At 68.5% G+C, this 13708-nt stretch carries 11 protein-coding genes; 4 read left to right on the top strand and 7 right to left on the bottom strand.

Annotated features, from left to right (window positions below):
- Positions 1–11 precede the first annotated feature (11 nt).
- From AC07PF_RS16860 to AC07PF_RS16850, 3 genes are all read right to left on the bottom strand, one after another.
- Positions 12–3245 (bottom strand): efflux RND transporter permease subunit, encoded by a 3234-nt coding sequence (locus AC07PF_RS16860; RefSeq protein WP_494609290.1) that lies wholly within the window; start codon positions 3243–3245, stop codon positions 12–14.
- 32 nt (positions 3246–3277) lie between these two features.
- The gene (locus AC07PF_RS16855; protein ID WP_007854633.1) at positions 3278–4522 is read right to left on the bottom strand and encodes an efflux RND transporter periplasmic adaptor subunit; all 1245 of its coding nucleotides are present in this window, start codon (positions 4520–4522) and stop codon (positions 3278–3280) included.
- Between the two features lie 439 nt (positions 4523–4961).
- Positions 4962–5843 carry an alpha/beta hydrolase gene (locus AC07PF_RS16850; RefSeq protein WP_007854632.1) on the bottom strand — a complete coding sequence of 294 codons (882 nt, stop codon included), beginning with the start codon at positions 5841–5843 and terminating at the stop codon, positions 4962–4964.
- Between the two features lie 166 nt (positions 5844–6009).
- Between AC07PF_RS16850 and AC07PF_RS16845 the strand changes: the two genes are divergently transcribed.
- Complete coding sequence (locus AC07PF_RS16845; protein WP_494609289.1) at positions 6010–6927, top strand: LysR family transcriptional regulator; 918 nt, start codon at positions 6010–6012, stop codon at positions 6925–6927.
- Between the two features lie 46 nt (positions 6928–6973).
- Positions 6974–7276, top strand: a complete 303-nt coding sequence (locus AC07PF_RS16840; protein ID WP_007854629.1) for a VF530 family protein — start codon at positions 6974–6976, stop codon at positions 7274–7276.
- Between the two features lie 10 nt (positions 7277–7286).
- Here the strand turns inward: AC07PF_RS16840 and AC07PF_RS16835 are convergent, their stop codons facing one another.
- On the bottom strand, positions 7287–7904 hold the full coding sequence (locus tag AC07PF_RS16835) for a DJ-1/PfpI family protein (RefSeq protein ID WP_494612619.1): 618 nt from the start codon (positions 7902–7904) through the stop codon (positions 7287–7289).
- A gap of 87 nt (positions 7905–7991) precedes the next feature.
- Here AC07PF_RS16835 and AC07PF_RS16830 point away from each other — a divergent pair, with 87 nt between their 5' ends.
- Positions 7992–9323 (top strand): aminotransferase-like domain-containing protein, encoded by a 1332-nt coding sequence (locus tag AC07PF_RS16830; RefSeq protein ID WP_494612618.1) that lies wholly within the window; start codon positions 7992–7994, stop codon positions 9321–9323.
- Here AC07PF_RS16830 and AC07PF_RS16825 read toward each other — a convergent pair.
- Entirely contained in the window at positions 9320–10243 is a 924-nt protein-coding gene (locus AC07PF_RS16825; RefSeq protein ID WP_494612617.1) for a carbon-nitrogen hydrolase family protein, read from the bottom strand. The two genes, AC07PF_RS16830 and AC07PF_RS16825, sit on opposite strands and share 4 nt — an antisense overlap.
- A gap of 82 nt (positions 10244–10325) precedes the next feature.
- On the opposite strand from AC07PF_RS16825, the gene AC07PF_RS16820 reads away from it, so the two are divergent.
- Positions 10326–11258: a LysR family transcriptional regulator gene (locus tag AC07PF_RS16820; protein WP_494612616.1), complete on the top strand. Its 933-nt coding sequence runs from the start codon at positions 10326–10328 to the stop codon at positions 11256–11258.
- Between the two features lie 21 nt (positions 11259–11279).
- On the opposite strand, the gene AC07PF_RS16815 is transcribed toward AC07PF_RS16820, so the two are convergent.
- Entirely contained in the window at positions 11280–12239 is a 960-nt protein-coding gene (locus AC07PF_RS16815; protein WP_007854623.1) for an alpha-E domain-containing protein, read from the bottom strand.
- Entirely contained in the window at positions 12239–13696 is a 1458-nt protein-coding gene (locus AC07PF_RS16810; RefSeq protein WP_007854621.1) for a circularly permuted type 2 ATP-grasp protein, read from the bottom strand. Before AC07PF_RS16810 ends, AC07PF_RS16815 begins: the two co-directional genes overlap by 1 nt.
- Positions 13697–13708: the final 12 nt, after the last annotated feature.

Genomic DNA, 13708 nt, shown 5'->3' with positions numbered 1-13708 from the left:
CTCCCTTGCACTCATTCGTCATGGCCGCGCGGTGCAGCCAGTATCGGGTGGGCCACGGCGCCGGGGCCGGTGGCATCGGTCAGCGGCGCCGTATGGCTGCCGTGGTTGGCCAGGGGGCGGTTGCCCGCCAGTCGGCGCAGCACCACGTAGAACACCGGCGTGAGGAACAGGCCGAAGGCCGTCACCCCGATCATCCCGGCGAACACCGCCACGCCCATGGCGCTGCGCATTTCGGCACCGGCACCGGTGGACAGCACCAGGGGCAGCACGCCCATCACGAAGGCCAGCGAGGTCATCAGGATGGGGCGCAGCCGCAGGCGGCTGGCCTCGATGGCGGCCTGCACGGGCGTGCGCCCGGCAAACTCCAGCTCACGGGCGAACTCCACGATCAGGATGGCGTTCTTGGCCGATAGCCCCACCAGCACGATGAGCCCGATCTGGGTGAACACGTTGTTGTCCCCCTTGCTGAGCCACACGCCCGCCATGGCGGCCAGCAGGCCCATGGGCACGATCAGGATGATGGCGATCGGCAGCGTCAGGCTTTCGTACTGCGCGGCCAGCACCAGGAACACCAGCAGGATGGCGATGGGGAACACCAGCACGGCGGAATTGCCGGCCAGGATCTCCTGGTAGGTCAGCTCGGTCCACTCGAAGCCGATGCCCTTGGGCAGCGTTTCGGCGGCGATGCGCTCGATGGCGTCCTGGGCCTGGCCCGACGAGAAGCCGGGACCGGGCTGGCCGTTCACGTCGGCCGCGAGGAAGCCGTTGTAGCGCATGGCACGCTCGGGGCCGAAGCTCGGCTCGAGCTTCATCAGCGCCGACAGCGGCACCATCTCGCCCGTGGTGGAGCGCACCTTGAGCAGGCCCACGTCATCGCTGCGGGCACGGAAGGCCGCATCGGCCTGCACGCGCACGCTGTAGGTGCGGCCGAACTGGTTGAAGTCGTTGGCGTACAGGCTGCCCAGGTAGATCTGCAGCGTCTCGAAGATGTCCGTCACGGGCACGCCGAGCTGGCGCGCCTTGGTGCGGTCGATGTTCGCGTACAGCTGCGGCACGTTGACCTGCCAGCTTGTGAACAGGCCGGCCAGCTCGGGTGTCTGGTAGGCCTTGGCCATGAAGGCCTTCACGGCCGAGTCCATGGCCTCGTAGCCCAGCGATGCACGGTCTTCGATCTGCAGCTTGAAGCCGCCCGTGGTACCGAGGCCCGCCACCGGTGGCGGCGGGAACATGGCGATGAAGGCTTCCTGGATGGCACCGAACGACTGGTTCAGCTGGCCCGCCACGGCGCCGCCGCTCTGGTCGGCACGCGTGCGCTCGGCAAAGGGCTTGAGCGTGGCGAAGACGATGCCGGAGTTCGAGCTGTTGGTGAAGCCGTTGATCGACAGGCCGGGGAAGGCGATGGCGTCTTCCACGTTGGGGTTCTTCTTCATGATGTCGCCCATGCGGCGGATCACGTCCTCGGTACGGTCCAGCGTGGCGCCATCGGGCAGCTGCGCAAAGCCGATCAGGTACTGCTTGTCCTGCGCGGGCACGAAGCCGCCGGGAATGACCTTGAACAGGCCGAAGGTCACACCCACCAGCGCCAGGTAAACCACCAGCATCAGCGCCTTGCGGCCGATGACGCGCTTGACGCCGCCGCTGTAGGCCTCGGAGCCGCGGTGGAACACGCGGTTGAAGCCGCGGAACACACCACCGAGCACCTTGTCCATGCCGCGCGTGAGCGCGTCCTTGGGCTCATGGTGGCCCTTGAGCAGCAGCGCGCTGAGCGCCGGCGACAGGGTCAGCGAGTTGATCGCCGAGATCACCGTGGAGATCGCGATGGTGACCGCGAACTGGCGGTAGAACTGGCCCGTAAGGCCGCTGATGAAGGCCAGCGGCACGAACACCGCCACCAGCACCAGCGCGATCGCGATGATGGGGCCGGAGACTTCGCGCATGGCGCGGTAGGTGGCCTCGCGCGGGGTCAGGCCGGCCTCGATGTTGCGCTCCACGTTCTCCACCACCACGATGGCGTCGTCCACCACGATGCCGATGGCCAGCACCAGGCCGAACAGGCTCAGGGCGTTGATCGAAAAGCCCAGCAGGTGCAGCACGGCGAAGGTGCCCACCACCGACACCGGCACGGCCAGCAGCGGGATGATGGAGGCGCGCCAGGTCTGCAGGAACAGGATCACCACGACCACCACCAGCGCGATGGCCTCGAGCAGGGTCTGGATCACCGACTTGATGGAGGCCCGCACGAACTGCGTCGGGTCGTAGGCGATGCGGAATTCCACGCCTTCGGGCATGTTCTTCTGCAGCTCGTCCATGGTCTTGCGCACGTTGGCCGAGATGTCCAGGGCATTCGAGCCCGGGGCCTGGAACACGCCCATGCCCACGGCCGGGTCGTTGTTGAGCAGCGAGCGCAGCGAGTAGTCGGCCGCGCCCAGCTCCAGGCGGGCGATGTCGCGCAGGCGCGTTACCGCGCCGTCGGCACCGGTCTTGACGATGATGTCGCCGAAGTCGTCCTCGGTCTGCAGTCGGCCCTGGGCGTTGATGGACAGCTGCAGGTCCACGCCAGGCAGGCCGGGAGAAGCACCGACCACGCCGGCGGCGGCCTGCACGTTCTGGCCGCGGATGGCAGCCACCACGTCGCTGGCCGAGAGGCCGCGCTGCGCGACCTTCTGCGGGTCGAGCCAGACGCGCATGGAGTAGTCGCCACCGCCGAAGATCTGCACCTGGCCCACGCCCTGGATGCGCGCCAGGCGGTCCTTGACGTTGAGCACGGCGTAGTTGCGCAGGTAGTCGATGTCATAGCGGCCGTTGGGCGAGACCATGTGCACGACCATGGTCAGGTCGGGCGCGCTCTTGACCGTGGTGACGCCCAGGCGGCGCACTTCCTCGGGCAGGCGTGGCTCGGCCTGCGAGACGCGGTTCTGCACCAGCTGCTGGGCCTTGTCGGGATCGGTGCCCAGGGCGAAGGTCACGGTCAGCGTCATCACGCCGTCGGTCGTGGCCTGGCTGCCCATGTAGAGCATGCCTTCCACGCCGTTGATGGATTCCTCCAGCGGCGTGGCCACGGTTTCGGCGATGACCTTGGGGTTGGCGCCCGGGTACTGGGCGCGCACCACCACCGAGGGCGGGGCCACCTCGGGGTACTCGGAGATCGGCAGGCTGCGCAGCGCGATCAGCCCTCCGAGGAAGATGAGCACCGACAGCACCCCGGCGAAGATGGGTCGGTCGATGAAGAAGCGGGATAGATTCATGGCGATGGTCTTTCAGCAGGCGCGCGGTGCCCTTATGCGGCAGGCGACTTGGCGGCGCGGGCTTCCTTGCGGTCGGCGGAAGGGATTTCGGCCTTGGCGGTCATGGGGACGGACTGCGGGGCGACGACGGCGCCAGGGCGCACGCGCTGCAGGCCGTTGACGATGATGGTCTCGCCGGCCTTCAGGCCCGAGGTGACCACGCGCAGACCTTCGATGGGCGCACCCAGCGTGACCTCGCGGTACTCGGCCTTGTTGCCCTCGCCCACCACCAGCACGAACTTCTTGTTCTGGTCCGTGCCCACGGCGCGCTCGTTGATCAGGATGGCCTGCGAGCTGCGTGCCTGGCCCATGCGGATGCGCGCGAACTGGCCGGGAATGAGGTCGCCATCGGCGTTGTCGAACACGGCGCGCACGCGCACCGTGCCGCTCCTGGCATCGACCTGGTTGTCGATGAGCTGCAGCTTGCCTGCGTGCGGCGTGCCGCCCGAGGTGCCGGTGCCCATCTGCACGGGGATGCGCTCGATCAGGGTGCGGGCGCTGCTGCCGGACTTCAGGTCCTGCAGCGCCTTGACGACGATCTGCTCGTCGGTATCGAAGCTCGCGTAGATCGGGCTCACCGAGACCAGCGTGGTCAGCACCGGCGCACCGGCGCCCGAGGCCACCAGGTTGCCCACGGTGACTTCGATGCGGCCCACACGGCCGGCCACGGGGGCCCGCACCTGGGTGTAGCCGAGGTTCAGGCGCGCGGCCTGCAGCGCGGCCTGGGCGGCACGCAGGTTGGCGTCGGCCTCGCGCTGGGCGTTCTGGCGCTCGTCGTGCTCGCGCTGGGCGATGGCGCTTTCCTGCAGCAGGCGCGTGGCGCGCTCCAGCTCGCTGCGGGTGTAGGAGACGCGGGCCTGCGCTGCGGCGACCTGTGCCTCGGCGCGGTCCACCTCGGCGGCGTAGGGGGCTGGGTCCACCGTGATCAGCAGGTCGCCCTGCTTGACCAGCGAGCCTTCACGGAAGTGCACGGCCTGCACGGCACCCGCCACGCGCGGGCGGATGTCCACGCGCTGCACAGCTTCGAGCCGGCCCGAGAACTCGTCCCACAGGCTGATGTCCTGTTGCAGCACGGCGGACACGGAGACGGGTACGGCCTGGGGCTGCGCCGCACCGGCGGTGGCCTGGGCCGAGGGCGACTGGAACACCAGCACGGCGGATGCGGCGACGGCAGCGGCGGCCGTGGCCAGGGTGGCGAGGCCCAGGGGGCGCTTGGGGAAAGGAAGATGGAAGTTCATGGTCACTTTCTGTGGCGGGGTAGTTCTCGTGGAACACGCCCCGCTGCGGTTTTCAAGATCGGGTGGATTGGAGACGACGAAGTCTGGGCACTGACACGGTGGCAAGGTCAACACCGGCTGCGCAGTGCGGCGGCTTTTGTGTCGGCAGTGGCAGTGCTCCCGGGTGCAGCAGCCTGCAGGTCGATGGTGTTCATGGGCAATTCCTCCGTGTCGTTGATATGGGCAAAACAGATCGTCAAAAAGCGCGGGCAACAGCCGGTCCGTACCGATCTGTGTCGGCACTTGCACCAGCTCCTGGCCAGTCATGGGCAAAGCATTCCCCCTCCGGCGCCAATGGCCGGAAATTACGGGGTGAGCGCCTGGCTCGGTAAGTGGGGTGGCGGGAGTATCGAACCTCAACTTAAGTTGAGGTCAACCACATCCTACAAACCCTGGGGTTTCAGGTGGGGGCCGGACATCGGGTGTCCTCGAAAAACTGCCGGATCTGCACCAGCGCGCCTTCGGCGCAGGGGCATTCACGCTGCTCAGCCTCCAGGGCTTCGGGCATCTCTCCGGCTTTGGGAAACACATGGCGCCGTACCAGCAGGCCGGCGGATTCGAGGCGCGCGGCATAGGCCAGCGCCTCGTCGTGCATGGGGTCGGTGTCGCCCACCATCACCAGGGTGGAGGGCAGTCCTGCCAGGCGGTGCGCGGTGGCAGGCACGGCGTAGGGGTGTTCGGCATCGCGCGGGCAGCGCAGGAAGTTGCGCCAGCCCTCGGTCCATTTGCAGCCGGTGGCGTCGCCCGTGGCTTCGCGCACCGAGGCCGTGCCCACGCAGGGGTCGAGCATGGGCGACAGCAGGATCTGGCCGGCCAGCGGCGGGTGCGACTGGTCGCGCGCCATCACCGAGACGGCGGCCGCCAGGTTGCCGCCGGCCTCTTCGCCGGCCAGGTAGATCTGCGCACCCTGGCCGCCGAGCTTGACGCGGTTGCGAAACGCCCACTGCAGCACACCGTAGCCGGTGTTGACCGGCTGGGGGAAGGGCGTGAGCGGGTAGGCCACCGATACCACCACGGCGCCGGCCCTCTCGAGCAGGTCGGCCACGGTGCAGCCGGTATCGAGGTCACCCGTGGTGAACGCGCCGCCGTGGAAATGCACCACCAGCGGCGAGGGCTTGCCGGGCTGCTTGCGGCCATAGACGCGCACCGCCACCTCTTCGCCCTTGGCCACCTCAATGGTGGCGTCGGTGCGCTGGGGAGCGCCCGCTGCGCTGCCCGAAGCCTTGGAAGAGGCTCCGGCACGGGGGGACGGCGAAGGTGGCGACGGACGGTCGGGCTGCATGGCATGGACCCATTGGATTGACGATGGATGAAATGTAGTACCTGCCGCCTGCCCGATAAACAGGCCAAACACCACTGCACTGTTTCCAAAAGCTCAACAATCAAATGCAAACCGCATGTGAGAATTCCGCTGCACCCACTGGTGGGTGCAAGTACAAGGAGAGCCCATGGACCAGATACAGGCCATGCGCATATTCGTGCGGGTGGTGGAGGCCGGCACGTTCACAAGGGCGGCGGATTCGCTTTCGCTGCCCAAGGCCACGGTCACTAAGCATGTGCAGGCGCTGGAGGAGCGGCTGCGCGTGAAGCTGCTCAACCGCACCACGCGCCGCGTCACCGTGACCGCCGACGGCGCCGCCTACTACGAGCGCACCATCCGCCTGCTGACCGACCTGGACGACATCGAGGCGAGCATGACCAACGCCCGCTCGAACCCGCGCGGGCGCCTGCGCGTGGACGTGGGCACCTCGATGGCGCAATTGCTCATCCTGCCCAACCTGGCCGAGTTCCATGCGCGCTACCCCGACATCCAGGTGGACCTGGGCGTGAGCGACCGCATGGTGGACCTGATCAGCGACAACGTGGACTGCGTGATCCGCGGCGGCGAGTTGACCGACCAATCGCTGGTGGCGCGGCGCATCGGCAACCTCGAATTCATCACCGTGGCTTCGCCCGACTACCTGGCCAAGCACGGCACGCCCGTACATCCGCTGGAGATCGAGGAAAAGCACGCCATCGTCGTCTACTTCTCGCCCCAGACCGGGCGCCACTACCCGCTGGAGTTCCGCAAGGGCGATGAGTCGGTGGACATCACCGGCCCCTACCAGGTCAGCGTGAACGAGAGCAACGCCTATGTAACGGCGACCGTCTCGGGCCTGGGCATCGGGCAGGTCACGAGCTTCCAGGCCACGCGCCACCTGGAGACCGGCGCCCTGGTGCGCCTGCTGCCCGAATGGACACAGCCCCTGCTGCCGATCTACGTGGTCTACCCGCCCAACCGCCACCTGAGCGCCAAGGTGCGCGCCTTCGTGGACTGGACGGCCGAATTGGTGCAGCGCAACTCGCACCTGCAACGCACGACCTGACCCCCCGCAAGCCGCTTCGCGCCATCCCCCAAGGTATGCTTGGGACATGAGCGACGCCCCCGACACCCCGACGCCCGAACCCGGGACCCCGCCAGAAGCCACGCCCGCCAAACCCGCCCAGCCGCGCAACCCGCTGCACGGCGTGACGCTGGAGGCCATGGTGGTGGGCCTGGCCGATTACTTCGGCTGGGCTGGCCTGGCCGAGCGCATCCCGGTGCGCTGCTTCCAGAGCGACCCGAGCGTGGGCTCGAGCCTCAAGTTCCTGCGCAAGACGCCCTGGGCGCGTGAGAAGGTCGAGAGCCTGTACCTGTTCATGCTGCGCGACCAGCGGCGCAACGCGCAGGAGTAAGCGCTCAGCCTCAGACCGGCTCTGCCGCCGGCAGGTAGCGTTCGATATGGCCCATGGCGCGGGCCACGTAGTCGTCCTTCTCTCCCACCGGGGCGAAGTAATGCAGGGCGGTAGCAGCCTCCTCCACGCCCGCCAGGCGGGCAATCACCCATCCCGCCAGGTACGACGATGCGAGGCAGCCCCCTGCGGTCGCCACATTGCCGCGGGCAAAGAGCGGCTGGTCGAGCACCGTGACGCCCGCCGCCTGCACCCAGGGCTTCGTGGTCAGGTCGGTGCAGGCCGGCACATTGTCGAGCAGGCCCAGCCTGGCCAGGACCAGGGCACCCGAGCACTGCGCACCCAGCAGTTGGCGCACGGGGTCGAACTGCATCTGCGCCATCAGCACTGCGTCTTCCACCACCTCGCGGGTCTGGATGCCGCTGCCCACCAGCACCGCATCCGCGTCGCGCGCCCAGGCCAGTGACGCCTGGTGCGGCTCGACCACGATGCCGTTCATGGAGCGCACACGCGCAGTGGGGCAGACCAGGGCCACCTCCCAGCCCGGGCGCTTGACCCGGTTGAGGATGCCCAGGGCGATCAGGGAGTCGAGTTCATTGAAGCCGTCGAAGGCCAGCAGGGCAATGCGCATGGTGTGCTTGCAAGGGATGAAGATGCGCCATCGTAGGCAGGCCACTTAGTACAATCAAAGAATTGTCATAGATACACTGGGATTGCGATGGGCCTGGTCCGGTACAAGCAGGTGGTCGATGCGCTGGCGGCCGATATCCGCACCGGCCGGCTGCGGCCTGCCACCCGCCTGCCCACGCACCGCGCGCTGGCGGCGAAGTACGGTCTGGCGCTGGGCACGGCCAGCCGCGTGTATGCCGAACTGGAGGCCATTGGCCTGGTGGTCGGCGAGACCGGGCGCGGCACCTTCGTGCGCGACCCGTCGTACCCGCGGACGGGGGCCGACCTCACCGCGCCGCAGGCCAGTGCCATCGACCTGTCGTTCAACAACCCCAGCGTGCCCGGCCAGACCGAACAGCTGCGCGAGGCCCTGCGCCAGCTTGCGGCTTCGGGCGACCTGGAATCGCTGCTGCACTACCAGCCCTATGGCGGGCGCCTGCACGAGCGCGCCATCGTGGCGCGGCACTTGCAATCGCGGCTGCTCAAGGTCGGCGGCGAGCAAGTCCTCATCGTCAACGGCGCCCAGCACGGCATGGCCATCGCAGCGCTGGGCCTGCTCAACCCCGGCGACATCGTGGCCGTGGACGCCCTGACCTACCCCGGCTTTCGCGTGCTGGCCGAGCGCCTGCGGCTGGACCTGGCGCCCGTGCCCGTGGGGCCGGAGGGAACGGACCTCGACGCGCTGCAGCGCCTGTGCCATGCGCGGCCCGTGCGCGCCATCTACACCATGCCCACCTTGCACAACCCGCTGGGCTGTGTGATGCTGGCACGCGCACGCGGGCGCCTGGCGATGATCGCGCGCCAGCACGACCTGCTGGTGATCGAGGACGCGCCCTACGCCTACCTTGCAGGCGACGCCCTGGTGCCCGTCGCCGCACTCGCGCCGGAGCGCACGGTCTACGTCTCCAGCCTGTCCAAGAACGTGGCCACGGGCCTGCGCTTCGGTTTTGTCGCGGCCGCGCCGGCACTGATCCCGGCGCTGGAGCGCGCCATCCGCGCCACCTCGTGGAACACGGCCGGCGTGCTCACGGCCATGGCCTGCGCCTGGATCGAGGACGGCACCGTGGCGCGGCTGGAGGCCGAGAAACGCGCCGATACGGCCCGGCGCCAGGCCCTGGTCACCCAGGCGCTCGGCGGACTTCCCCTTGTGCGCCACCCACACTCGTACTTCGTCTGGCTGCCGCTGGGCGACGACCAGCGCGCCGACCGCATTGCGGCCACGCTGCTGCAGCGTGGCGTGACCGTCTCCACCGCAGAAGCCTTTGCCACCACCACCCATGTGCCCCAGGCGCTGCGCGTGGCGCTGGGCTCGGTAGCGCTGGACGACCTGCCCCAGGCCCTCGCACTGGTGCGGCAGGCCGTGGAGCAGGACTCGTCCTAGTCGTTGAAAACGACGCTCTGGCGCGCTCTCCGGTCCACCTGCAGTGTGAAGATATCGGGCCGCGCATAGTGGCCCACCACGTCGAAGTCGTAGCGGGCGCGCACCAGTTCCGCCACGTCGATCTGCGCGGTGAGCAGGCCGGTGGTGTTCTGCAGCGGGCCGGCGAGCACATCGCCCAGCGGCCCCACGATGACGCTGTTGCCGCGGATCAAGGGGCGGTCGGCGTCCCAACCGGGCGCATCGATGCCCAGCGCGCGCGGCGAGGGCTGCACCTGGCAGGCGCTGATGACGAAGCAGCGCCCCTCGTGCGCGATGTGGCGCATGGAGCATTGCCAGATGTCGCGCTCGTCCACCGTGGGCGCGCACCAGACCTGCACGCCCTGGGCGTACATGGCGGTGCGCAGCAGGGGCATGTGGTTCTCCCAGCAGATCACGCCGCCCACGCGGCCGACGGCCGATTCCACCACCGGCAGGGTGGAGCCATCGCCCTGGCCCCAGATCAGGCGCTCGGTGCCCGTGGGCATGAGCTTGCGGTGCCTGCCCACCAGGCCCTTGTCGGGGTCGAAATACAGCGCCGTGCAGTACAGCGTGCTGCCCGCGCGCTCGATCACGCCGAGCACCAGCATGGCGCCGGTGCGCTGGGCCAGGCCGGCCAATGCCTCGGTCTCGGGCCCGGGCACGTCGATGGCGCTCGCGTGGTAGCGCGCATAGGCCTCGCGGCCCTCGGGCAGGCGGTAGCCCAGGCGGGTGCCGAAGATCTCGCCCTTGGGGTAGCCGCCCAGCAGGGCCTCGGGCATGACGACGAGGCGTGCGCCCGAGGCCTTGATCTCGCCCTCGAACGCGAGCACGTTGGCCAGGGTCTGGGCAGTGCCCTCGGGGGAGGAGCCGATTTGCAGGGCGGCGACGGTGGAAAGGGTCATGGCAGGGTTCCTGGGGATGGAAGACAAGCGCAGTGTTGCCAAAGCCCTAAGATGAATCAATGCCCCTCCATTGCTGATTGATATGAACGAGATTGATATCGGGTTCGACCTCAACGGGCTGCGCGTGTTCGAGGCGCTGTACGAGGAAGGTGGCGCCACGCGCGCCGCGCTGCGCCTGTCGCTCACCCAGTCCGCCGTGAGTGCGGCCCTGGGGCGGCTGCGCAAGGTCTATGGCGACCCGCTGTTCACGCGCACCGGGCGCGGCCTGGCACCCACGCTGCGTGCGCAGGAGCTGCGGCCGGTGATCGGCGAGGCGCTCAACAAATGCCGCGAGAGCCTGGCCCTGGGCACCTCGCCGGCCGCGCGCTACCAGGGCCGCTCGGTGGTGCTGGGCCTGTCGGACGATTTCGAGATCGCCATGGGCCCGTGGCTGGTGCAGTTGATGGCGCAGCATGCGCCGGGCCTGCGCCTGGCCTTCCGGCAGACGCACAGCCAGATCGTGGCCGAGATGCTGATGGCGCGCGAGATCGACCTGGCCATCACCGCCGGCGGCCTGGCCACGCGCTGGCTCAGCCACCGCTCGCTGGGCGAAGGCGGCTATGCCTGTGTGGTCGATGCACCGCCCAGCCGGCGCAAGGCGGCGCTGCGCCTCACGGTGGAGGATTATGTGGCGCGCGACCACGTGCTGATCTCATCGGGCGGCTTCATCGGCGTGGTGGACGAGGTGCTGGCCGCCCTGGGCCACAAGCGGCGCGTGGTGGCATCGACCACGCACTTCGCCGCCCTGCCCTACCTGCTCAAGGGCACGCAGGCCGTGGCCACCGTACCGATCCATGCCGCGCACGCCATGGCACGCCTGTGCGGGCTCACGGTGCTGCCCTGCCCTGTGGTCATGCCGCGCTATGCGGTGGAGCTGGGCTGGCGCACCGATGCGCTGCGCGACTCGGCGGTGGCGCAGGTGCATTCGGTGGTGGCGGCCCACTGGGGCGGGCTGCCCCTGGACCCGGGCGCCTGAAGCCACCCGGGCAGGGCTGCGTCAGTCCCCCGTCGCGACGAGGAAGTTGCGGCTGATGCCGCCACCCAGGTCGTTGACGCGGTCCAGGAACTGCGTGAGGAAGGCGTGCAGCCCGGTCGACAGGATCTCGTCGATGCGGCCGTACTGCAGGTCGGCCAACAGACGGCCAGCGCGGCGCTGGGTCTCGGACGAGTGGTCGTTGGCCAGCACGGCCAGGTTGTCCACCACCTCGCGCATGCTGGCATGCAGCGAGCGCGGCATGTCGCGGCGCAGGATCAAGAGGTCCGCCACGCGGCCCGGGGTGATCACGTCGCGGTAGACCTTGCGGTAGACCTCGAAGGCCGAGACGCTGCGCAGGATGGCGCTCCAGTGGTAGAAGTCGTTCTCCTGGTTGCGCTCGCTGGCGCGACCGAAGAAGTCCTTTTTGACGGCGTGGAACTTCACGTCCAGCAGGCGCGCCGTGTTGTCCGAGCGCTCCAGGAAGGTGCCCATGCGCAGGAAGTGGAAGGCCTCGTCCTGCAGCATGGTGCCCAGCGTGACGCCGCGCGACAGGTGCGAGCGGTACTTGACCCATTCGAAGAACTGGCCCGGGTCGCGCTCGTAGGCGTCGCCCTTGAGCAGGCGCTGCAGTTCCAGCCAGGTCTGGTTCTGGGTTTCCCAGATCTCGGTGGTCAGCGCGCCGCGCACGGCGCGCGCGTTCTCGCGCGCAGCGCGCAGGCAGGAGACGATGGACGAGGGGTTCTCGCCATCGCGCACCATGAAGTGCAGCACGCGCTCGGGCGTCACTTCGCCATGCTTGGCGGTGTAGGCGGGGATCAGCTCGCTGATGGACAAGAGGCCCTCCCAGCCCTCCTGCGCCACGGCCGCGGACTGGGGCAGCAGCGATGTCTCGTAGCTCACATTGAGCATGCGCGCGGTGTTCTCCGCGCGTTCGGTGTACCTGGACATCCAGAACAGGTGGTCGGCGGTGCGGCTGAGCATTATGGGGTCCCTCCTTCTCCGAGCACCCAGGTGTCCTTGGTGCCCCCGCCCTGTGATGAATTGACGACCAGCGAACCCTCCTGCAGGGCCACGCGGGTCAGGCCGCCGGCGACCATCTGCACCTCGCGCCCGCTGAGCACGAAGGGGCGCAGGTCGATGTGGCGCGGTGCGATGCCGCTCTCCACATAGGTGGGGCAGCTCGACAGGCTGAGCGTGGGCTGACCGATGTAGCCGGCCGGGTTGGCCAGCAGCGCGCGGCGGAAGTCTTCGATCTCGGCCTTGGTGGCGGCCGGGCCGATCAGCATGCCGTAGCCGCCCGCGCCGTGCACTTCCTTGACGACCAGCTCGTGCAGGTGGTCCAGCACGTACTGCAGGTCGTCCTGCTTGCGGCACATCCAGGTGGGCACGTTCTTCAGGATGGGCTCCTGGCCCAGGTAGAAGCGGATCATCTCGGGCACGTAGGGGTAGACCGACTTGTCGTCGGCCACGCCCGTGCCCACGGCGTTGCAGATGCCCACGTTGCCCGCGCGGTAGGCCTCCATCAGGCCGGCGCAACCCAGCGTGGAGGTGCGGCGGAACACCTGCGGATCGAGGAAGTCGTCGTCCACGCGGCGGTAGATCACGTCCACGCGCTGCAGGCCGCGCGTGGTGCGCATGTAGACGAAGCGGTCCTTGACCACCAGGTCCTGGCCTTCGACCAGCTCCACGCCCATCTGCTGGGCCAGGAAAGCGTGTTCGAAGTAGGCGCTGTTGTGCATGCCCGGCGTGAGCACCACCACCGTGGGCTCGTCGGCCGTGGCAGGGGCGCTGGCGCGCAGGGTCTCGAGCAGCATGTCGGGGTAGTGGGCCACCGGCGCCACCTTGTGCATGCTGAACAGGTCGGGGAACAGCCGCATCATCATCTTGCGGTTTTCCAGCATGTAGCTCACGCCGCTGGGCACGCGCAGGTTGTCCTCGAGCACGTAGTACTCGCCCTCGCCCTGGGCGTTGGGGGCGCGCACGATGTCGATGCCGGCAATGTGCGCGTAGATGTTCTGCGGTACCTGCACACCGGCCATCTCGGGGCGGTACTGGGCGTTGTTGAGCACCAGGTCGGCCGGCACGATGCCGGCGCGGATGATGTCCTGTCCGTGGTAGACGTCGTGGATGAAACGGTTGAGCGCCGTGACCCGCTGCACCAGCCCCTGCTGCATGCTGGCCCACTCGTGCGAGGGGATGATGCGGGGGATCAGGTCGAAGGGGATGAGGCGTTCGTTGCCGGCGCCGTCCTCGTCCTTGGCGCCGTAGACGGCAAAGGTGATCCCCACGCGGCGGAAGATCATCTCCGCCTCGGCCCGGCGGGCCTGCATCACGTCCACCGGCTGCCTGGACAGCCATTGCGCGTAGCGCTTGTAGTGTTCTCGCACGTCGCTGCCGTCAAAAGGCAGCATGGCGTACATCTCATCAAATTTCTGCATGAACTGGCCTCC

The organism is Acidovorax sp. GW821-FHT10A04 (assembly GCF_059415825.1).
This window is presented reverse-complemented; position numbering and strand designations above follow the sequence as displayed.